Origin of the sequence: Buttiauxella cochleicola, from assembly GCF_021282405.1 — a bacterium.
In the GTDB taxonomy this organism is placed as follows: domain Bacteria; phylum Pseudomonadota; class Gammaproteobacteria; order Enterobacterales; family Enterobacteriaceae; genus Buttiauxella; species Buttiauxella massiliensis.
Genome location: NZ_JAJSOU010000012.1, coordinates 62972 through 82734, shown reverse-complemented (window position 1 = coordinate 82734; position 19763 = coordinate 62972). Strand labels below are relative to the sequence as shown.

General features: G+C 49.2%; 17 protein-coding genes and 4 tRNA genes. 9 read left to right on the top strand and 12 right to left on the bottom strand.

Annotation, left to right across the window (positions count from 1 at the left end; genetic code table 11):
• Window positions 1–24: 24 nt before the first annotated feature.
• A complete protein-coding gene (gene argA, locus LVQ79_RS16540; RefSeq protein ID WP_232865749.1) occupies window positions 25–1356 on the bottom strand; it encodes an amino-acid N-acetyltransferase in 1332 nt (443 codons plus the stop codon).
• A 233-nt stretch (window positions 1357–1589) separates the two neighbouring features.
• Between argA and amiC the strand changes: the two genes are divergently transcribed.
• Window positions 1590–2846 (top strand): N-acetylmuramoyl-L-alanine amidase AmiC, encoded by a 1257-nt coding sequence (gene amiC / locus LVQ79_RS16535; protein ID WP_151993263.1) that lies wholly within the window; start codon window positions 1590–1592, stop codon window positions 2844–2846.
• A 119-nt stretch (window positions 2847–2965) separates the two neighbouring features.
• Here amiC and LVQ79_RS16530 read toward each other — a convergent pair.
• The 4 genes from LVQ79_RS16530 to LVQ79_RS16515 form a co-directional block, all read right to left on the bottom strand.
• A tRNA-Met gene (locus LVQ79_RS16530) sits at window positions 2966–3042 on the bottom strand.
• A 61-nt stretch (window positions 3043–3103) separates the two neighbouring features.
• Window positions 3104–3180 (bottom strand) — tRNA-Met (locus tag LVQ79_RS16525).
• 62 nt (window positions 3181–3242) lie between these two features.
• A tRNA-Met gene (locus LVQ79_RS16520) sits at window positions 3243–3319 on the bottom strand.
• Between the two features lie 62 nt (window positions 3320–3381).
• Window positions 3382–3458, bottom strand: a tRNA-Met gene (locus tag LVQ79_RS16515).
• Window positions 3459–3690: 232 nt separating this feature from the next.
• Here LVQ79_RS16515 and mltA point away from each other — a divergent pair.
• Together mltA and tcdA are read left to right on the top strand one after the other, a co-directional pair.
• Window positions 3691–4791 carry a murein transglycosylase A gene (mltA, locus tag LVQ79_RS16510; protein ID WP_232865748.1) on the top strand — a complete coding sequence of 367 codons (1101 nt, stop codon included), beginning with the start codon at window positions 3691–3693 and terminating at the stop codon, window positions 4789–4791.
• A gap of 19 nt (window positions 4792–4810) precedes the next feature.
• Window positions 4811–5620, top strand: coding sequence for a tRNA cyclic N6-threonylcarbamoyladenosine(37) synthase TcdA (tcdA, locus tag LVQ79_RS16505; protein ID WP_232865747.1), 810 nt, complete (start codon window positions 4811–4813; stop codon window positions 5618–5620).
• Here tcdA and csdE read toward each other — a convergent pair.
• On the bottom strand, window positions 5611–6051 hold the full coding sequence (csdE, locus tag LVQ79_RS16500; RefSeq protein WP_151993266.1) for a cysteine desulfurase sulfur acceptor subunit CsdE: 441 nt from the start codon (window positions 6049–6051) through the stop codon (window positions 5611–5613). The two genes, tcdA and csdE, sit on opposite strands and share 10 nt — an antisense overlap.
• On the bottom strand, window positions 6052–7257 hold the full coding sequence (gene csdA / locus LVQ79_RS16495) for a cysteine desulfurase CsdA (RefSeq protein ID WP_232865746.1): 1206 nt from the start codon (window positions 7255–7257) through the stop codon (window positions 6052–6054).
• A 192-nt stretch (window positions 7258–7449) separates the two neighbouring features.
• Between csdA and LVQ79_RS16490 the strand changes: the two genes are divergently transcribed.
• The 4 genes from LVQ79_RS16490 (at window position 7450) to rlmM (ending at window position 10501) form a co-directional block, all read left to right on the top strand.
• Complete coding sequence (locus LVQ79_RS16490; protein WP_034457528.1) at window positions 7450–7677, top strand: YgdI/YgdR family lipoprotein; 228 nt, start codon at window positions 7450–7452, stop codon at window positions 7675–7677.
• Between the two features lie 368 nt (window positions 7678–8045).
• Window positions 8046–8963 (top strand): glycine cleavage system transcriptional regulator GcvA, encoded by a 918-nt coding sequence (gcvA, locus tag LVQ79_RS16485; protein ID WP_034457527.1) that lies wholly within the window; start codon window positions 8046–8048, stop codon window positions 8961–8963.
• 49 nt (window positions 8964–9012) lie between these two features.
• Window positions 9013–9408 (top strand): DUF423 domain-containing protein, encoded by a 396-nt coding sequence (locus LVQ79_RS16480; protein WP_034457526.1) that lies wholly within the window; start codon window positions 9013–9015, stop codon window positions 9406–9408.
• Window positions 9401–10501: a 23S rRNA (cytidine(2498)-2'-O)-methyltransferase RlmM gene (gene rlmM, locus LVQ79_RS16475; protein ID WP_151993269.1), complete on the top strand. Its 1101-nt coding sequence runs from the start codon at window positions 9401–9403 to the stop codon at window positions 10499–10501. Before LVQ79_RS16480 ends, rlmM begins: the two co-directional genes overlap by 8 nt.
• A 40-nt stretch (window positions 10502–10541) precedes the next feature.
• Here rlmM and xni read toward each other — a convergent pair whose 3' ends face one another.
• Complete coding sequence (xni, locus tag LVQ79_RS16470; RefSeq protein WP_232865797.1) at window positions 10542–11312, bottom strand: flap endonuclease Xni; 771 nt, start codon at window positions 11310–11312, stop codon at window positions 10542–10544.
• A 186-nt stretch (window positions 11313–11498) separates the two neighbouring features.
• On the opposite strand from xni, the gene LVQ79_RS16465 reads away from it, so the two are divergent.
• Window positions 11499–12683, top strand: coding sequence for an aminotransferase-like domain-containing protein (locus tag LVQ79_RS16465; protein ID WP_232865745.1), 1185 nt, complete (start codon window positions 11499–11501; stop codon window positions 12681–12683).
• Between the two features lie 52 nt (window positions 12684–12735).
• On the opposite strand, the gene kdgT is transcribed toward LVQ79_RS16465, so the two are convergent.
• Window positions 12736–13731, bottom strand: a complete 996-nt coding sequence (gene kdgT / locus LVQ79_RS16460; RefSeq protein WP_151993271.1) for a 2-keto-3-deoxygluconate transporter — start codon at window positions 13729–13731, stop codon at window positions 12736–12738.
• Window positions 13732–14139: 408 nt separating this feature from the next.
• Between kdgT and kduI the strand changes: the two genes are divergently transcribed.
• A complete protein-coding gene (gene kduI / locus LVQ79_RS16455; RefSeq protein ID WP_232865744.1) occupies window positions 14140–14976 on the top strand; it encodes a 5-dehydro-4-deoxy-D-glucuronate isomerase in 837 nt (278 codons plus the stop codon).
• 181 nt (window positions 14977–15157) lie between these two features.
• Here kduI and LVQ79_RS16450 read toward each other — a convergent pair whose 3' ends face one another.
• From LVQ79_RS16450 to ppnN, 3 genes are all read right to left on the bottom strand, one after another.
• Window positions 15158–16522 (bottom strand): L-serine ammonia-lyase, encoded by a 1365-nt coding sequence (locus LVQ79_RS16450; protein ID WP_232865743.1) that lies wholly within the window; start codon window positions 16520–16522, stop codon window positions 15158–15160.
• Window positions 16523–16589: 67 nt separating this feature from the next.
• Window positions 16590–17888, bottom strand: a complete 1299-nt coding sequence (locus LVQ79_RS16445) for an HAAAP family serine/threonine permease (protein ID WP_134184453.1) — start codon at window positions 17886–17888, stop codon at window positions 16590–16592.
• 478 nt (window positions 17889–18366) lie between these two features.
• Window positions 18367–19731, bottom strand: a complete 1365-nt coding sequence (gene ppnN / locus LVQ79_RS16440) for a nucleotide 5'-monophosphate nucleosidase PpnN (RefSeq protein ID WP_064513378.1) — start codon at window positions 19729–19731, stop codon at window positions 18367–18369.
• Between the last annotated feature and the right edge of the window lie 32 nt (window positions 19732–19763).

Sequence of the window (19763 nt, the reverse complement as noted above, 5' to 3'; positions counted from 1 at the left end):
CCCTGGAAAGGGCTAGCTTATTGGTTACGCTAAATCCGCCATCAGCACTTTCGAACGGCGTTGATAGTTGTACATCTCTTTTTTACTTTCTGGCAGCAGCTCAACATCGACCGGCATAAACCCGCGCTCCTGGAACCAGTGAATGCTACGGGTTGTCAGCACGAACAACTTGCTTAGACCCATTTGCCGGGCTTGTGTGGCAATACGTTGTAACAACACTTCACCGCGTGACGAGCTACGATAGTCCGGGTGAACTGCTACGCAGGCCATTTCTCCAATTCCTTCCTCCAGGAATGGATAGAGTGCTGCACAGGCGATAGTCAGATTGTCGCGCTGGATAATAGTGAATTTGTCGATCTCCATTTCCAGTTGCTCACGCGAACGACGCACCAGAATCCCTTGCTGTTCCAGGGGGCGAATCAACTCCAGAATACCGCCGATATCGTTAATGGTGGCGCGACGAATTTGCTCCGCACTCTCCATAACAATTTGTGTACCGATCCCGTCGCGTGAGAATAACTCCTGCAATAACGCACCATCTTCCTGATAACTAATTAAATGGCTGCGACGCACACCGCTACGGCAGGCTTTCAAAGCACCCCGTAAGAAACGCACGGTGCCAGAGTGGTAATCACCGGCTTCTTCCAGTTCTTCAATACGTTTTTGCGCATCGTTCGGGAACAGTTCGGAAACGATATTGCCGTTGTCGTCAATAACGCCCTGAGAAGAGCAGAAGCCAATCATTTTTTCGGCTTTCAGTTTCACGCCCAGCTGGGTGGCAATCTCTTCAGATGTGAGGTTGAAGCTTTCACCTGTTACAGAAACCGCCACTGGTCCCATCAAAACAATCGCACCGTTATCAAGCTGACGGTGAATGGCCTCTTCGTCGATACGACGCACGCGCCCGCTGTGGCAATAATCCACGCCATCATCCACGCCCAATGGTTGCGCAATAATAAAGTTGCCGCTCACCACGTTGATATGTGCGCCCTGCAAAGGCGTGTTGCCAAGACTCATGGACAAACGCGCGGTAATATCCAGCTGCAATAAACCGGCCGCTTGCTTAACAAGCTCCAGCGTTTTTGCGTCGGTGACACGCGTGTGTTTGTGGTAGATAGGCTCATGATTATGCGAAGCTAAATTGGCATCAATCTGTGGGCGGGCGCCATACACCACCACCAGACGAATCCCCAGGCTGTGCAGCAGCCCAATATCATTAACGATACTCGAAAAGTTCTCGTGTTCGATGGCTTCGCCGCCAAGCATAATGACAAACGTTTTTCCCCGATGGGCATTTATATAGGGAACAGAATGGCGGAATCCCTGTACCAGTTCGGTTCTACGTTCCTTCACCACGGCCAGACCTCATTGCATGATTATTCGTAATTTCTGTATTTTTATTCTTTTATTGCCTTCGGTGCAAGCGGCAATTTCCACAAAGCGGATATTTCTGCATTCAACCTGCCAGGTGCTTGATTGCGAATGTTTACCCTTTAATGAGTGACAGCCCGTGCCTGTTTCGTTAAAGTTTTCGGCTCAAAAATAAAACTGAATATTTGATTCCCGGAAATACACCGCTCAGGAGAGCTATGTCTGATTCCAGTCCATTAATAACTCGGCGCCGGTTGCTCCAGGGAGCAGGCGCTATGTGGCTGCTAAGTGTTAGCCAGGTTGGCTTTGCTGCCTCAAGCCTGGTTGTGGCGGTGCGTGTCTGGCCTGCTTCGTCTTACACTCGTGTCACGCTGGAATCGAACAAGGAGCTTAAGTATAAGCAGTTCGCTCTTAGTAACCCCGATCGAGTCGTTGTCGACATTGAAGGTGTGAATTTAAATTCAGTATTGAAAGGAATCGGTGGCCAGATTCGTGCTGACGATCCCTTCATCAAATCTGCGCGTGTCGGGCAGTTTGACCCGCATACCGTACGCATGGTTTTTGAACTCAAACAGAACGTCACACCACATCTGTTTGGACTTGCCCCGGTGGCTGAATTTAAAGAGCGCCTGGTGATGGATTTGTATCCGGCGAATATGAATAGCGAGCAAGATCCGCTGTTGGCATTGCTGGAAGATTACAACAATGGCAAGCTGGATAAAGACAAGCCGCCGTCGCCAGAACAAGGGCCACAGCCGGGTAAAGCCGGGCGTGACCGGCCGATTGTTATCATGCTAGATCCTGGCCACGGCGGGGAAGATCCCGGTGCGATTGGGCCGAACAAAACGCGCGAAAAAGATATTGTGCTGCAGATTGCTCGCCGCCTGAAAGCGCTGATTGATAAAGAAGCGAATATGAAAGCCTACATGACCCGCAATGAGGATGTGTTTATCCCGTTAAAAGTCAGGGTAGCGAAGGCACAGAAGCAGCGTGCCGATCTGTTTGTTTCTATTCATGCCGATGCGTTTACCACGGGAGCTGCTCGCGGATCCTCCGTTTTTGCGCTCTCAACCAAAGGCGCGACCAGTACCGCCGCAAAATTCCTCGCACAAACGCAGAATGCCGCCGACTTAATCGGTGGCGTCAGTAAGAGTGGGGATCGTTATCTCGACCATACGATGTTCGATATGGTGCAGTCGTTGACTATCAACGATAGCCTTAAGTTCGGCAAAGAAGTGCTGGCCCGGTTAGGGAAAGTGAACAAACTGCATAAGAACAGCGTCGATCAGGCTGGGTTTGCAGTGCTGAAAGCCCCGGATATTCCATCCATTCTGGTGGAGACTGCGTTTCTGAGTAACGTTGAGGAAGAGCGAAAGTTGCGCACCGCGACATTCCAGCAGGAAGTGGCCGAGTCTATTCTGGCAGGCATAAAGGCTTATTTTGCGGATAGTGCGCGATTAGCGCGGCTCGGCTAATCCCCGTTATACTTCGAGCCGCAGCTGTATTGGCTGCGCTCGGATTATTTAGGGGATAGTAGAACTGTGTGAGCAAATTTCAGATACAAAAAAAGCACTCCTGAGAGTGCTTTTAATATTGGTTGCGGGGGCCAGATTTGAACTGACGACCTTCGGGTTATGAGCCCGACGAGCTACCAGGCTGCTCCACCCCGCGTCCGTAAACTTCTTTAGTACCCAAATGACTTTCATCATTGCGCGAAACTCAGCGACTTAGTTGGTTGCGGGGGCCAGATTTGAACTGACGACCTTCGGGTTATGAGCCCGACGAGCTACCAGGCTGCTCCACCCCGCGTCCGTATAACTATTTACTGCTAATGGCTTTCACCACCGCGCTAAACTCAGCGACTTTGTAGTTGGTTGCGGGGGCCAGATTTGAACTGACGACCTTCGGGTTATGAGCCCGACGAGCTACCAGGCTGCTCCACCCCGCGTCCGTATAACTACTTACTGCTAATGGTTTTCACCACCGCGCTAAACTCAGCGACTTTTTAATTGGTTGCGGGGGCCAGATTTGAACTGACGACCTTCGGGTTATGAGCCCGACGAGCTACCAGGCTGCTCCACCCCGCGTCCGTGGAAGCGCACTATACTCTGCCCGGCTTTTGATGCAACCTTTTTTTTAATAAATGCCCGATTTGTCACATGTAGCTGATAATAATTTACTTTAAGTACAGATAGTGAACACATCTGGTCTGCGTGGGGTCCAACACGTTTAATTCTTGCGGCGTGTTTGCTATCTTCCCGTGGCTGCATCTTGAAGTATCCCGGGCCAGGCGCGAAATATAATCAGGGCGAGGAAGTAATGATAGGACGTTGGACGAAGTACATTGTAACTGGGGTGATGGTTGCCATTCTGGCGGGCTGTTCCTCAAAACCGACAGATAAAGGCCAGCAATATAAAGACGGGAAGTTTTCTCAGCCTTTTTCACTCGTAAACCGCCCCGATGCGGTGGGTGCACCGATTAACGGTGGCGACTTTGCTGAACAAGTTAACCAGATCCGTTCTGCGTCTCCTCGTCTCTATAATAGCAAGAGCGATGTTTACGGTGCCGTGCAGCAGTGGTTACGTGCCGGTGGTGACACCAGCAAGCTGAGCCAGTACGGTATCGATGCCTGGCAGATGGAAGGTGCGGACAACTACGGTAACGTGCAATTCACGGGTTATTACACGCCAGTGGTGCAAGCGCGTTATACCCGCCAGGGCGAGTTCCAGTATCCTATCTACCGTATGCCACCAAAGCGTGGGCGCTTACCGTCCCGCGCTGAGATCTACAGTGGTGCACTGAGTGACAGCTACATTATTGCTTACAGCAACTCCTTAATGGATAACTTCATTATGGATGTGCAGGGCAGCGGCTATATCGATTTCGGTGACGGCCAGCCATTAACCTTCTTTGGCTATTCAGGTAAGAACGGCCATGCCTACCGCAGTATCGGTAAGGTGCTTATCGACCGTGGCGAAGTAAAGAAAGAAGATATGTCGATGCAGGCGATTCGCCACTGGGGAGAAACTCACAGCCCGGCGCAAGTGCAGGAGCTGCTTGAGCAGAACCCCTCTTTCGTCTTCTTTAAACCAGCAAGCTTCGCGCCAGTGAAAGGGGCGAGTGCTGTGCCGTTAATTGGTCGCGCATCAGTTGCATCTGACCGTTCTATTATTCCTGCGGGCACCACTATTCTGGCTGAAGTCCCGTTACTGGATAATAACGGCAAATTCAGCGGGCAATATGAACTGCGTGTCATGGTTGCGCTGGATGTTGGCGGTGCGATTAAAGGGCAGCACTTTGATATCTACCAGGGGATTGGGGCTGATGCCGGTCACCGTGCGGGTTGGTACAACCATTATGGCCGTGTTTGGGTGTTGAAAAACGCGCCAGGGGCCAGTGGCACGGTATTTAATGGTTAATATTTCCGAGGGTAACGTAATGTCTGTTGTTTTAACCGATGCCTGGCTGCAACGCTTTGGCGGCACAGCTCGTTTATATGGTCGCGATGCTCTGCAACTATTTGCTGATGCACATGTTTGTGTGATTGGCATTGGCGGCGTGGGCTCATGGGCTGCAGAAGCACTGGCTCGTACCGGTATCGGTGCAATTACGCTTATCGACATGGACGATGTTTGTGTGACGAACACTAACCGTCAGATTCACGCTTTGCGAGCTACGGTAGGGCAGTCCAAGGCAGAAGTGATGGCTGCTCGTATCCGAGAAATTAACCCGGAATGCCGTGTGACAGTGGTGGATGACTTTATTACTGCCGAAAATACCGAGCAATTGCTCAGCCAGGGCTTTAGCTATGTGATTGATGCTATTGATAGTGTGCGCCCAAAAGCCGCCTTGATAGCTTATTGTCGTCGTTACAAGATCCCGTTGGTGACTACTGGTGGGGCTGGTGGGCAAATCGATCCAACGCAGATCCAGGTAACAGATCTTGCGAAAACGATTCAGGATCCATTGGCGGCAAAACTGCGTGAAAGATTAAAAAGCGATTTTGGCGTGGTGAAGAACAGCAAAGGAAAGCTTGGAATTGATTGCGTGTTTTCCACCGAAGCGCTGGTTTACCCGCAGGCTGATGGTTCCGTCTGCGCTATGAAAAGTACCGCTGATGGCCCGAAACGCATGGATTGTGCATCCGGTTTTGGTGCGGCAACCATGGTCACCGCCAGCTTTGGTTTCGTGGCGGTGTCCCATGTATTAAAGAAAATGATGGCAAAAGCGGCGCGTACTCAGGCCTGAGCCACAACGCGCACGGCTTGCGCTAATGACGCAAGCCCGCTGCTGCGTGAAGCACTTAACTGGTTGCGCAGGCCAAGATCATCAAACAGAGCAAGCGGATCTTCATTCAGCAATTGTTCAGCCGTTTTCCCTTCAATGGCGGTGAGTAACACCGCCAGCAAACCGCGAACAATTCGCCCTTCGCTGTCACCATAGAAATGCAGAGTGCCATTTGCCTGAAGGTTGTGACCCAACCAGACGCGGTTTTCGCAGCCAGCGATCTCGATATTTTCGCACTTTAAATCAGCCGGGAGTGCTGGAAGCTGTTTCCCTAGCAGGATTAGCTGGCGGTATTTATCTTCCCACTGCTGCAATGGAGCAAATGTGGCTCGTAGGTTGTCAGCTGTGATTGAGGTGCCAAAAGGGTGACCAGCCAGGAATCCACTTGTCATTTAATCCACCAAAATTTCCAGGGCATTGTCGATGGCTTTGACCAGCGCATCCACATCGCTTTGCGTATTATATGGCGCAAAAGAGGCGCGCAGAGTTCCGCTTACCCCTAATGCGGCGAGCAGCGGCTGTGCACAGTGTTGCCCCGCACGCAGCGAAATACCAGATTCTGCCAGCAGCGTGACCATATCGTTGTGGTGAACGCCCGCGAAATCGAACGCCAGCAAGCTTGAATCCTGGCAGCGGAAACTGCGAAAACCTGGGCGTTTAGCCAGTTGCGCTTCGGCAAGTGTCGCAAGGCTACGGCTATATGCTTCAGCCTCCTGCAAATCAACGCTTTCCAGCCACTCAAGAGCGGCGCTCAGGCCAATCACACCCGCGACGTTTGGCGTACCTGCTTCAAAGCGATATGGCACGGGTTGCGTTTTAAACCCTTCAAACGAGACGTGCGTAATCATCTTGCCGCCGCCAAGCCATGGCGACATTTCTTCTAACAGCTCGTTTTTACCGTATAGCGCACCGATGCCAGTTGGGCCATAAAGCTTATGGGCGGAGAAGGCATAAAAATCGATATCTAACGCTTGTACGTCAGGCGGGCAGTGCACCACCCCTTGCGCGCCATCAACCATTACAACCGCGCCTGCGGCATGAGCCGCAGTTATGGCTTTAACCAGATCCGGGCAGCCGCCCGTCACATTCGACATCTGGCCTAATGCCAAAATTTTAGTCCGCTCGTTAAGCAATTCTGGCAGTTTGCTTAAATCAGCGAGGTAATCTTTGCCCAGCGGCAGCTTAATGACCTTCGCGCCAGTTTGCTCAGCGACCATTAACCACGGCACAAAGTTAGCGTGGTGTTCGGCTTCGCTAACAATAATTTCGTCACCTGGTTGCAGGCGAGGGCGTGCATAACACTGCGCTACCAGGTTGATTGCTTCGGTAGTGCCACGAGTCCAGACGATATCTTTGCCGGAAGGCGCGTTGAGTAGAGTCGCTACGCTGTCGCGAGCCGCTTCATAGCGTTCTGTAAGACGCTGTGCTGCCGCGAACTGGCTGCGGTGAACATTACCGGCGCTAAGGCTATAAAACTGTTCGGTCGCTTCAATAACGGCGAGAGGTTTAAGTGTGGTTGCGGCGCTATCGAGATAGACCCCCGCATCTGCCAGTGCCGGAAACTGGCTGCGAAACTGGGCAGGATTAAAAGTTTTCATGATTTTCCTCGTATCCAATCCGTAGATCGTGGCGCATTTGCTGTAATCACACAAGGGATCAATGCCTTCGGAATAATCTGCATAAACTGGCAAGCTCGTGAAAGAGGGTTATGCTAATTAATGTTAGGTGAGTATTTCACCTACTTTATTTTTTAGAGTTAATCAGCATTAAACGCTACTAAGGAGAAGAATATGAACAAGGCAGCCGCAGCAGTATTTGTAGGTGTTATGGCTTTTGGTCTTTCAGGATGTTCTAGCCCGAATTACGTAATGCACACCAACGATGGTCGTACCATCGTGTCCGATGGCAAACCGAAAACTGATGATGAAACCGGGATGATTTCGTATAAAGATGCCAACGGTAACAAGCAGCAGATTAATCGTACTGATGTGAAAGAGATGGTTGAACTGGATCAGTAATCTTTTTACTCAAACTTTTGCTCAAATTACAGGCAAAAAAAAGCACCGCAATTTGCGGTGCTACATTAATCACTATGGACAGACAGGGTAAATGTACAGGAAGTGAAAAAGGGGTAGCTTAGCTACCGGGGTCTGGAATGCCAGACCAATTGCAAACACAACAACACAACATCACAACCGTAAGCCAAAAGCCCTCCGAAACACGCATTTCAGATAACTTTTCGTTCCGGCTCAGGAAGTGACGCCACTATAGGTATTTGCTGGTGCATCCTCAACGGACAATTTATAATGGCTCAGATAAAAAAAACTAATAGGTTAACTAAGTTCACCTGTTTGTTAATAGACTTTAACATTTAAGCCAATCAACTATGTCCAAGCGTTTGCCACCTTTAAATGCCTTACGTGTATTTGACGCCGCTGCTCGTCACCTGAGTTTTACTAAAGCGGCCGATGAATTATTCGTGACACAGGCCGCCGTGAGCCACCAGATTAAGTCTCTGGAGGATTTTCTGGGCCTTAAGCTGTTCCGCCGTCGTAACCGCTCTTTGTTGCTGACAGAAGAGGGGCAGAGTTACTATCTGGACATCAAAGAGATATTTTCGCAACTGACAGAAGCAACGCGTAAGCTTCAGGCGCGTAGCGCTAAGGGTGCGTTAACGGTCAGTTTACTGCCAAGTTTTGCCATTCACTGGCTTGTGCCACGCCTAACTAGCTTTAATACAGCTTATCCGGGAATCGACGTACGAATTCAGGCTGTTGACCGTCAGGAAGATAAACTTTCTGATGATGTCGACGTCGCGATTTTTTACGGGCGTGGAAACTGGCCGGGTTTGAGAGTGGAAAAGCTTTATGCAGAATACTTGCTGCCGGTCTGCTCGCCTTTGCTGTTAACGGGCGATAAACCAATCAAAACTCCTGAAGATTTAGCCCATCATACTTTGCTGCATGATGCTTCTCGTCGTGACTGGCAGACTTATACTCGGCAATTAGGCGTAAGCCATATTAATGTGCAGCAAGGCCCCATTTTCAGCCACAGTGCAATGGTGCTCCAGGCTGCTATTCACGGGCAAGGCATTGCGCTGGCAAATAATGTTATGGCGCAATCAGAGCTTGAAGCGGGGCGTTTAGTTTGCCCATTCAATGATGTTCTGGTGAGTAAAAACGCGTTTTATCTTGTTTGTCATGACAGCCAGGCAGAACTGGGTAAAATAGCGGCCTTCAGGCAGTGGATTCTGGCGAAAACAGCGAGCGAACAAGAAAAATTCCGTTTTCGCTACGATCAATAAGCAAACCATCGCGTAGCCATGCCGCTACGCCTTACTTTAGGGTTACACCATGACCAGCCGTTTCATGCTGATTTTTACCGCAATTAGCGGTTTTGTCTTTGTTGCTCTCGGAGCCTTCGGGGCTCACGTTTTGAGCAAAACGCTTGGTGTTGTGGAGATGGGTTGGATTCAAACCGGCCTTGAATATCAGGCTTTTCACACATTAGCGATTTTTGGTCTGGCGGTTGCTATGCAGCGTCGGATCAGCATCTGGTTTTACTGGAGCAGCGTATTTATGGCGCTCGGTACAGTTCTATTTAGCGGCAGCCTTTATTGTCTGGCGCTGTCTCATTTACGCCTTTGGGCGTTTGTTACCCCCGTCGGTGGAATCAGTTTTCTGGCCGGTTGGATATTGATGTTGATTGGTGCAATGCGCCTGAAACGTAGGGGCGTAAGCCATGAATAAAGTTATTTTGTATTGCCGACAAGGCTTTGAGAAAGAGTGTGCGGCAGAGATTACCGATAAAGCCAGTCAACGCGACATTTTTGGTTTTGCGCGTGTTAAAGAAAACAGCGGTTATGTTATTTACGAATGTTATCAGCAAGATGATGCCGATAAGCTAGCCCGTGAGCTGCCGTTTAAAGATTTGATCTTTGCTCGCCAGATGATTGTTGCCGGTGAACTGCTTAAAGATCTTCCAACCGAAGATCGTATTACGCCAATCACAGGAATGCTGACCGGTGTCGTAGAAAAAGGTGGCGATCTGCGCGTTGAAGTTGCCGACACCAATGAAAGCAAAGAACTGATGAAGTTCTGCCGCAAGTTGACGGTGCCATTACGTGCAAGCCTGCGTGAAGCAGGGATTCTCACCAATTACGAAACGCCAAAACGCCCGGTTGTGCATGTGTTCTTTATCGCGCCAGGCTGTTGTTATACCGGCTATTCCTATAGCAACAATAACTCGCCTTTCTATATGGGCATCCAACGTCTGAAATTGCCTTCTGAGGCACCAAGCCGTTCAACCTTGAAACTGGAAGAAGCTTTCCATACCTTCATTCCGGCTGATGAGTGGGATGAGCGTCTGGCAAACGGGATGCATGCCGTTGACTTGGGGGCCTGTCCAGGCGGTTGGACTTACCAGTTAACGCAGCGCAACATGTGGGTTTGTTCAGTCGACAACGGCCCAATGGCGCAAAGCCTGATGGACACAGGGCAGGTGACCTGGTTGCAGGAAGATGGTTTCAAATATAAGCCAAGCCGCAACAACATCTCCTGGATGGTTTGTGACATGGTTGAGAAACCGGCGAAAGTGGCGAATCTAATGGCTACATGGCTAATTAATGGCTGGTGCCGTGAAACCATTTTCAACCTCAAGCTGCCAATGAAGAAGCGCTATGAAGAAGTGTCGCAAAACCTGGCATTGATTCATGAAAAACTGGCAGAACATGGTATCAGCGCTGAGATCCAGGCTCGCCAGTTGTACCACGACCGTGAAGAAGTGACCGTGCATGTGCGCCGTATGTGGGCGGCTGTCGGTGGTCGTCGCGACGAAAGATAATTAACTTACCCTCATCCCAACCTTCTCCTCATGGAGAGGGCTAGGGTGAAGGTGTTCCACCCGGCAAGCGTAACTGCTGCAAATTCCCATCAAGCACCAAATCCGTCTGTAGCTGTGCAACCTGGCGGCTGATAAACGCTATTTCCCGATGCTGCTCTAATTTCTTGCGCCATTTCTCAGGTACTTCATCCAGCCTTTCGTACAGCCCTTCCAGTGTGGAAAATTGATTGATTAACTGTGTGGCACTTTTCGGTCCAATGCCCGGAACGCCGGAAATTTTGCTGCTGCTTATCCCTGCAAGTCCCCAAAAATCAGCCAGCTGTTCAGGTTGAACGCCATATTCCTGTGCAATAAAAGGCTCATCTAACCAACGCTTTTGAAAATAATCACGGATTTGAATAGTGGGAGCTAACAGTTGGCAAAAGCCTTTATCGGTCGAAACGATGGTGGCGCGATGCCCACCGGCTGCTACTTTTACTGCAAGAGTTGCTGCCAGGTCATCTGCTTCATTTCCATGGGAATGCCAACAAGCTACACCTCTTTTAGCGAAGGCTTCGCGCAAGAGTGGCATTTCCTGGTGCAAGGTATCTGGCATTGGCGCGCGCCCCGCTTTATAGTCTGGCAAGACCTGATGTCGCCAACCTTCACGGCGGTCTTCGTCGTCAAACACGGCGACAGCATGCGTAGGCTGACTGTGTGTTATCAGCGCATCAAGGGCATGCAAACAAGTTTCAACGCAGGGTGATCCCTGGACCGCATGAATACGACGTATCAGGTTCAGGGCGTCAACGATAAGTAAATGAATCATCATGGATATTTCGCTTTCGACATTTGCTTTGTACACACTAACATTTCTGTAGAGTGACCGCGAATTCGGGAAGCGCAATCAGGAAAGCGGCTCGCAATAAAAGTCGTATTTAGTGATCTGAAAATGCATTGCTAACTAGTTAGGTTGCTATGTATATTTTAAATAAATAGAAAAACCAGAGACAACAACATGAGTAATAGTTCACAACTCGCACATCGTATTCAGGCTCTACAACCGTCAGCAATCAGAGAATTATTGAAGCACAGCAAAATGCCTGGCGTGATTTCGCTCGCCGGAGGCATTCCTTCCAGCGAATTGTTTGATACCGAAGGGCTGGGTGTCGCGACTCAAAAAGTGGTCGCTGAGAATTTTAACGATGCTTTCCAATATGGTTTGACTGAAGGCAATGTTGAATTACGTCATCAGCTAGTTGGATTGTGCCAGGAACGCGGCATTACCACTACTCCTGATCAACTTCTGATCACTTCTGGTTCGCAGCAAGCATTGGATTTACTGATGCGTGCGCTGGTGAACCCGGGAGATGTGTTTGTTGTTGAGCGCCCAACTTACCTGGCGACGCTGCAAATCCTCAGCCTCAATGAAGCCAATGTGAAATCAGTGGGCAGCGACGAGCACGGTATGATCGTCGATGAGCTGGAAGAGTTGCTGAAGACAACACGCATTAAAGGTGTCTACATCGTTCCGACATTTGGTAACCCAAGCGGCACAACACTCAGTGCCAGCCGCCGTGAAAAACTGGTCAAACTGGCAGAAGAGCACCATTTTGTCATTGTTGAAGATGATCCGTACGGGGCGATTAGTTTCTCAGACACACGTGAAAAAACCTTGCTGCAAGTGGCTACTGAACGCGGCAGCAGAGATAACGTGGTGTATACCTCAACATTTTCTAAAATTCTGGCGCCAGGGTTGCGCGTAGGTTGGATTGTTTTGCCAGAATGGATGAAGCAAAAAGTGGCTATCATCAAACAAGCCACAGATTTGCACGCTAACTCATTTACACAATCACTGGTGTCGGCGTATCTGACACTTGATCGCCTGAATCCGCAAATCGAACTTATTCGTGAAGCGTATAAGAAGAAGTGCCTGAGCTTGTCGGCGTTTTTACAACAGGAACTCGGCGAGCACATCACCTTCAATCAGCCGCAGGGCGGGATGTTCTTGTGGGCCGCTTTCCGCTACGAATTTGACACTACTCGTTGGTTACAGCAGACCCTGGAAAAAGGTGTCGTGTATGTACCTGGTGAGTTCTTCTTTAGTGATAATGCTGATAAGAAAACGCTACGTTTCTCTTACGCAACAGCCACTGAAGAGCAGCTTTATGAGGCAGTTCAGCGACTTAAATCTGCGCTGTAAGATGAAAAAATGGAGCCGAAAGGCTCCATTTTTGTATTAAGTGTTTTAACTATTAATGTGAAAGCTCAACCACATCATCTGTTTCGCTCTTTTTAGCGACTTTGCCGCCCATACGCCTTGAATAGAGCGCGGTAATGATTGGCACCAGAATTGCCGTCACAATCACACTCGCAGCAACCAGGGCTGTTGCTGACGCGGCTACTGGCTCAAATGCCGGGTTGATTTGCGCAATGATAACCGGGTTCGCCACCGCTGCCCCTGCTGCGGAGGATGCTGCAATACCTGCTGTACCGTTGCCGCCACCAATGTATTTATCAGCAAGAATCAGTGGAATACCGGTGATAATGATTACCGCGACACCCAACATCACACCTAGCAGGCCGGTGTGCATAATCACGGTCAGGTTGATGGTGTTACCTAGTGCAAAGCCGAAGAACGGAATCAGTACTGGCGTTGCTTTGCTGAAGAATGCACGGAAATCGTGGTCAAGGTTACCCAACGCAAAACCAATCAGGAATGGCAGCACGGCACCGATAAAGTGGTGAGGTTCAAATGAAGCCAGACCTGCGGATCCCAGAATCACCATGGTCATCAGTGGGCCAGATTCCAGAGACATTAGAACGAATGCACCTGACTCTTCTTTAGTACCGTACTGGTTCATCAGGCTCGCATACAGGCCACCGTTGGTCATGTCCATCGCAGAAACGAGGGCCAGAACGGACAAACCGGCAAACATACCCGTCTGAATACCACCTTCGGGAATAAAGGAAGCGGCAATCATAGCCACAACCCAGGCAACTGCAATTTTGGTTAGTACCAGGGTGCCAGACTTGCGAAGAACCGTACCTGTAGCACGAAGATCAATTGAGGCACCAATACAGAAGAACCAGACCGCCAGAATTGGAACGGTGCCGCTTATCATCCCTTTAGTAAATGAACCAAAATAGGCGCCAGTATCTGGAGCGAAAGTATTTAAAATAGCTCCAAGTATCAATGGAACCAACATCATCCCACCAGGAATGCGTTCAATAGTAGCTTTGATCTTCATGGTAATTCCTCATCATTCCTTCGTTCATTACAGCGTGCAAACGAAAGAATTACGTAACAGTAAGCGGTTGAAACCCATTGTTTTCCCTGGATTTGTTCTTTTCTGGTCAGCGTTGTTCTTTGCTCTTGGTGGCAAACTGCATTGACCTGAAGAGTGGCTGGTTATGAGTTTTTAATCTCATACATCCCTCTTGAAATGAACTATCTACTGATTGGAACTACACTTCAATCAAATTGAAACGATATTTCAATTTGGATCACATTATTTATTTATTCTGGTGATAAACTGTCTATGTGGTGCAGTTAAATGTAGAGGTCTTGTGAATAACTCTATTTTAATTGCTAAATTATTATTAATAGTAACGGGCGTGATTTTGTTTCCGCCTCTTATTCCCAGTAAGGAAAAGTAATGGATATTCGTCAAAGCATTCATAGTGATCATGCAAAAACACTGGATACTGCCGGTCTGCGTAAAGAGTTTCTGATTGAAACTATTTTTACCGCCGATGAGTACACCATGACTTACAGCCACATTGACCGCATCATCGTTGGTGGTGTCATGCCAGTAACTCGCACTGTGAGCGTTGGCGGTGAAGTGGGCAAACAGTTAGGTGTGAGCTACTTCCTGGAGCGTCGTGAACTGGGTGTGATTAACATTGGTGGGCAGGGCACAATTACTGTCGATGGGACTTGCTACGAAATTGGCGTTCGTGATGGTCTGTATGTTGGTAAAGGTGCTAAAGAAGTGGTGTTTGCAAGCATTGACCCGGCAAATCCAGCACGCTTCTACTATAACTGTGCACCGGCTCATACTACTTACCCAACCAAGCGCGTAACGCCTGCGGATGTTTCTCCGGTTACTCTGGGCGACAGCGTTACCAGTAACCGTCGTACCATCAACAAGTACTTCGTTCCGGATGTACTGGAAACCTGTCAATTGAGCATGGGTCTGACCCAACTGGAGCCAGGCAACCTGTGGAACACTATGCCTTGCCATACTCACGAACGTCGTATGGAAGTCTATTTCTACTTCGGACTTGAGCAGGATAGCTGCGTATTCCACATGATGGGTCAGCCGCAAGAAACTCGTCACATTGTGATGCAGAACGAGCAAGCTGTGATCTCACCAAGCTGGTCAATTCACTCCGGTGTGGGTACGCGTGCATATACCTTTATCTGGGGTATGGTTGGCGAGAACCAAGTGTTTGATGATATGGACCATGTGAAGGTCGGCGATCTGCGCTAAACCCTCGTCATACATCGCGTTGCAGATGCGTTGGTTTCACTCGGACACCCAAATCACTTACTAGAGTAAGCTCATTGGGATTCCCTTACTCACCGCCTTTCTGTAACGCGAATTATTTAGAGGGTCGCCTGGATATAAAAACGCCATTAAAAAAGGCTCTCAGATGAGAGCCTTTTTGGTATTAATCGCATGACACTTTCATGGCCAGCCCGCCGCGAGAGGTTTCTCGATATTTGGCGTTCATGTCTTTGCCTGTTTCGTACATGGTGTCGATAACCTTATCGAGGCAGACGCGAGGTTCGCTGGTACGGCGTAATGCCATACGTGCCGCATTAACCGCTTTCACTGCCGCAATAGCATTACGCTCAATGCATGGCACCTGAACTTGCCCGGCAACCGGGTCGCATGTCAGACCAAGGTTATGCTCCATGCCGATTTCCGCAGCAATACACACCTGGCTTGGGCTACCACCCAACAGTTCAGCAAGACCTGCCGCCGCCATAGAACAGGCAACGCCGACCTCACCCTGGCAACCCACTTCTGCGCCAGAAATCGATGCGTTCATCTTATACAGAGAACCAATCGCACCGGCTGCGAGGAAGTATCGTGCGCAAGAGTTGGTATTAACTTCGCGAATGAATTTGTCGTAATAGGCCAGAACCGCTGGAACAATGCCACATGCGCCGTTTGTCGGTGCTGTAACAACGCGCCCACCGGCAGCATTTTCTTCGTTCACCGCCAGTGCGAACATGTTAATCCAGTCCACAACAGCCATTGGATCAGAGTTGTTCTTGTCACTACTGACCAACATTCTGCGCAATGCTGCTGCGCGGCGTGGTACACGCATTTTGCCCGGCAGCACGCCTTCGGTGGTGATACCACGTTCGATACCGCTGCGCATCACGTTCCAGACGTTGGCAAAGTGTGCATCAATTTCAGACTGAGGACGCATCGCGCGTTCGTTCAGCATCATCAAGCCTGATAATGAAAGCCCGCTTTCTTTGCAATGACGCTGCAAATCTGCCGCACTTTTATAGGGATATGGAACGACAGCCTGTTGAGTATCTCCGAGGCCAAAGTGTGCTTCATCAACGATAAAACCGCCGCCGATGGAGTAATAAGTTTGGCTATAGATAACCTCGCTGCCCGCCAGCGCAGTAATACGCATACCGTTTTCATGCAGTGAAAGATTATCTTCGTGGAAGTTCATACAGCTATCGACCGGGAATTCCACTTCACGCTGGCCGTTAGCCAGTAACAGACGACCGTGAGTATTCACATCCTGAATGAAGTGAGGGATAGCATCGATATCGACCGTGTCCGGCATGTTGCCAGCGAGACCCATGATAATGGCGATATCGGTATGGTGGCCTTTGCCGGTGAGGGAAAGTGAACCATATACATCAACCACTACACGCGTGACGTTCTGCAAAATCCCTTGCGCGATTAAATCGTCTGCGAATTGCTTACCGGCTTTCATCGGGCCGACGGTATGGGAGCTGGAAGGGCCAATACCGATTTTGAATATATCGAATACGCTAATCATGTTGCGTCCGTTGCCTGAATAACTTAATGAAAAAAACCGCCAGCAGGAAGCTGGCGGTTTAGAACTGTTAGATGAACAGCGAGTATAGAGAGTAAGAGATAGCAGAAATAGCGACTAGACCCATAATTACCACAAATACATTGCTGATATGACCGCTATATTTGCGCATCGCTGGTACTTTCTGAATCGCATACATCGGCATCAGGAACAGAATCATCGCAATGATTGGGCCGCCGAGGGTTTCAATCATGCCCAGAATGCTTGGGTTCAGGGTGGCGACAATCCATGTCGATACCAGCATGAAGATTGCAGTAATGCGGTTCAATTTACTGATTTCGATGCTCTTGCCTTTGCCGCGCAGGGACTTGATAACCATCCCGTTGAAGCCTTCACGAGCACCTAAATAGTGGCCGAGGAAGGATTTGGTGATAGCGACGATAGCGATAATCGGTGCCATCCACGCAATCACTGGCGCATTAAAGTGGTTAGCCAGGTAAGACAGAATAGAGATGTTCTGTGCTTTTGCTTCTGCCAGGTTCTCTGGAGAAAGGCTCAGTACGCAGCTGAATACGAAGAACATCACGGTAATAACCATCATGATGTGTGCGTAGGACAGGATGCGGGAGCATTTTTTCTCAGCTTCTTCACCATACTCATTACGTTTCGCTACAGCGAAGGCAGAGATGATTGGTGAGTGGTTAAAGGAGAACACCATTACCGGAATTGCCAGCCACAGTGTCATCCATAAACCGCTGCCGGTTGCTGGGCTTGCGCTAAATGACATGGTATCGAATGCAGCGCTGCTCCAGTTAGGGATCAGATACAGTGCCAGAACCATCAGAGCGGCAACGAATGGGAAGACCAGAATACTCATCGCTTTAACGATCATCTGCTCGCCGAAACGAACGATAGTCATCAGGCCAACGATCAGAATCAGTGATAACAGTGCGCGCGGCGGAGAAACCAGACCCAACTGGTGAGTAATAAAGCTATCAACAGTGTTGGTAATAGCAACGCTATAAACCAGCAAAATTGGGTAGATAGCAAAGAAGTAGAGCAGGGTGATGACTTTACCTGCGCCAACGCCAAAGTGCTCTTCTACAACTTCAGTAATGTCTTCGCCAGGATTTTTACCTGACAGCACGAAACGAGTCAGACCACGATGGGCAAAGAAAGTCATCGGGAACGCGAGGATTGCCATAATGAACAGCGGGATCAGACCGCCTACACCGGCATTAATTGGCAAGAACAACACGCCTGCACCGATTGCGGTGCCGTAAAGCCCCAGCATCCACATGGTATCGGACTTGCGCCACGAACTTTTGCTCTCGACAGAGGCAATACTGCCGGTTTGAGTGGTTTCCATCTACTTACTTCTCCAAAGGAACATATGATTCGAAATCTGGTTCAATCGCGATGACTTGCCATTGACTACTGAAATTTAATGCTGTTTACAGGCTATTTTATAGTAATTTTGGCCAGTGATAATCAGCGGGCGGAAAGATACATTCATGGCGTCAATTCATCAGTGATCAAGATCCCAATTGTAAGAATCTACTGTTTGTATGGTTTTTTGCAGTTTTTCAGTCTGCGGATGATATTTTATGCAGTATTTATACCCTGAATATGAAGGTTTTGCGGTTTATAAAACGAAGTTTCATTATTTGGTTGGAGTGTAATCACCTGTATAAGAACGATTTTTAGTGAGGAGAGATATGAAATCATAAGTTTTTATGAAGAGAGAAACACTGATACCGGTAACATGCAAAAAGATGAATAAAACAGCAAAAGGGTGAACAAAAATGGGGAAAAAAAGATGGGCGGAGTGACTCCGCCCAGGAGAGTTAGGTACAGATTTCGTAGCAAGGAATATAAGCACTGCCTGGTAATTTCATACGGTGCTGGGCGACAAACCCCTGGAGGAGAACATCCATGCGTTTCATCATGTCTGCATCACCGTGGATTTTATATGGCCCGAATTTTTCAATTGCGCGGATCCCGCCTTCTTTAACGTTACCCGCAACAATCCCAGAAAATGCCCTTCGCAAAGATGCAGCCAGTTGTTCTGCCGGTTGGTCTGGATACAACTTGAGATTCGCCATGTTTTCATGGGTTGGCTCAAACGGCATCTGCAAATCTGGCGCAATTCGAATCGACCAGTTGAAGCTATAAGCATCACCCGTTTCACGGCGATTCTCTTTCACTTTCGGCATAGCCTTTTTCATCTGGCGGGCTACTTCAGCCGGGTCGTCGATAATGATTTGATAATGACGTCGCGCTTGCTCACCCACGGTGTTGACGATGAACTCGTCGAGCACTCGGAAGTAGTCAGCACTTTCTTTCGGCCCGGTCAGAATCAGTGGCAATACTTGATCATGGTTGTGAGGATTCATCAGAATGCCGAGCAGGTAAAGCAGCTCCTCCGCGGTACCAACCCCACCAGGGAAGATGATGATGCCATGCGCAATACGAACAAACGCTTCAAGGCGTTTTTCGATATCAGGCATGATAATCAGCTCATTCACCAGTGGATTCGGTGGCTCAGCGGCAATGATTGACGGCTCGGTCATACCAATAAAGCGGCTTTCTTTGTAGCGCTGTTGTGCATGGCCTACAGCCGCCCCCTTCATTGGGGCTTCCATAGCACCAGGGCCACAGCCGGTACAAATATTGAGTTCACGCAGGCCTAGTTGTGTGCCGACGCGACGGGCATAGAGGTATTCGTTTTCGTTGATTGAGTGCCCACCCCAGCATACGACCAGGTTTGGCGCTTCGCCGACGTGCAGTGCACGGGCATTACGTAAGATAGAGAACACCATATTGGTGATATTTGCCGGTTCTTCCAGATCGAGATTCTGGAAGCGACCTGCGCTGGAGAGTTGACCGTTAACGAATAAAATATCGCGTAATACGGCAAACAAGTTAGCTTGCAAAGCCCGGATGATACGACCATCGACGAAAGCGTCTTCAGGAGGGTTAATCAGTTCGAGTTTGACACCACGTTCGCGGCGCAAAATGTTGATATCGAAGTTTTCGTAACGCGACAACAGCTCTTTACTGCTATCGGTCTGGCTTCCTGAGTTAAGTACGGCAAGTGAACAATTGCGAAACAGTTGATAAAGGTCGCTACTGGCCGTGCGCTTAAGCATGTCCACTTCCAGTTGCGACAACATATCCATTGAGCCTAGCGGGCTAATATGTGTAATCAAGTTAACTCCTTACGAAGCGTAAAGTGCCGCTC

What these genes read in the sequence shown, in the direction of transcription:
- LVQ79_RS16465 (WP_232865745.1), top strand. Translation starts at nt 11,499, where the DNA reads ATGAGTAATAGTTCACAACTCGCACATCGTATTCAGGCTCTACAACCG.
- xni (WP_232865797.1), bottom strand. Translation starts at nt 11,312, where the DNA reads ATGATGATTCATTTACTTATCGTTGACGCCCTGAACCTGATACGTCGT.
- kdgT (WP_151993271.1), bottom strand. Translation starts at nt 13,731, where the DNA reads ATGAAGATCAAAGCTACTATTGAACGCATTCCTGGTGGGATGATGTTG.
- csdA (WP_232865746.1), bottom strand. Translation starts at nt 7,257, where the DNA reads ATGAAAACTTTTAATCCTGCCCAGTTTCGCAGCCAGTTTCCGGCACTG.
- LVQ79_RS16445 (WP_134184453.1), bottom strand. Translation starts at nt 17,888, where the DNA reads ATGGAAACCACTCAAACCGGCAGTATTGCCTCTGTCGAGAGCAAAAGT.
- tcdA (WP_232865747.1), top strand. Translation starts at nt 4,811, where the DNA reads ATGTCTGTTGTTTTAACCGATGCCTGGCTGCAACGCTTTGGCGGCACA.
- LVQ79_RS16480 (WP_034457526.1), top strand. Translation starts at nt 9,013, where the DNA reads ATGACCAGCCGTTTCATGCTGATTTTTACCGCAATTAGCGGTTTTGTC.
- gcvA (WP_034457527.1), top strand. Translation starts at nt 8,046, where the DNA reads ATGTCCAAGCGTTTGCCACCTTTAAATGCCTTACGTGTATTTGACGCC.
- LVQ79_RS16490 (WP_034457528.1), top strand. Translation starts at nt 7,450, where the DNA reads ATGAACAAGGCAGCCGCAGCAGTATTTGTAGGTGTTATGGCTTTTGGT.
- rlmM (WP_151993269.1), top strand. Translation starts at nt 9,401, where the DNA reads ATGAATAAAGTTATTTTGTATTGCCGACAAGGCTTTGAGAAAGAGTGT.
- LVQ79_RS16450 (WP_232865743.1), bottom strand. Translation starts at nt 16,522, where the DNA reads ATGATTAGCGTATTCGATATATTCAAAATCGGTATTGGCCCTTCCAGC.
- amiC (WP_151993263.1), top strand. Translation starts at nt 1,590, where the DNA reads ATGTCTGATTCCAGTCCATTAATAACTCGGCGCCGGTTGCTCCAGGGA.
- kduI (WP_232865744.1), top strand. Translation starts at nt 14,140, where the DNA reads ATGGATATTCGTCAAAGCATTCATAGTGATCATGCAAAAACACTGGAT.
- mltA (WP_232865748.1), top strand. Translation starts at nt 3,691, where the DNA reads ATGATAGGACGTTGGACGAAGTACATTGTAACTGGGGTGATGGTTGCC.
- csdE (WP_151993266.1), bottom strand. Translation starts at nt 6,051, where the DNA reads ATGACAAGTGGATTCCTGGCTGGTCACCCTTTTGGCACCTCAATCACA.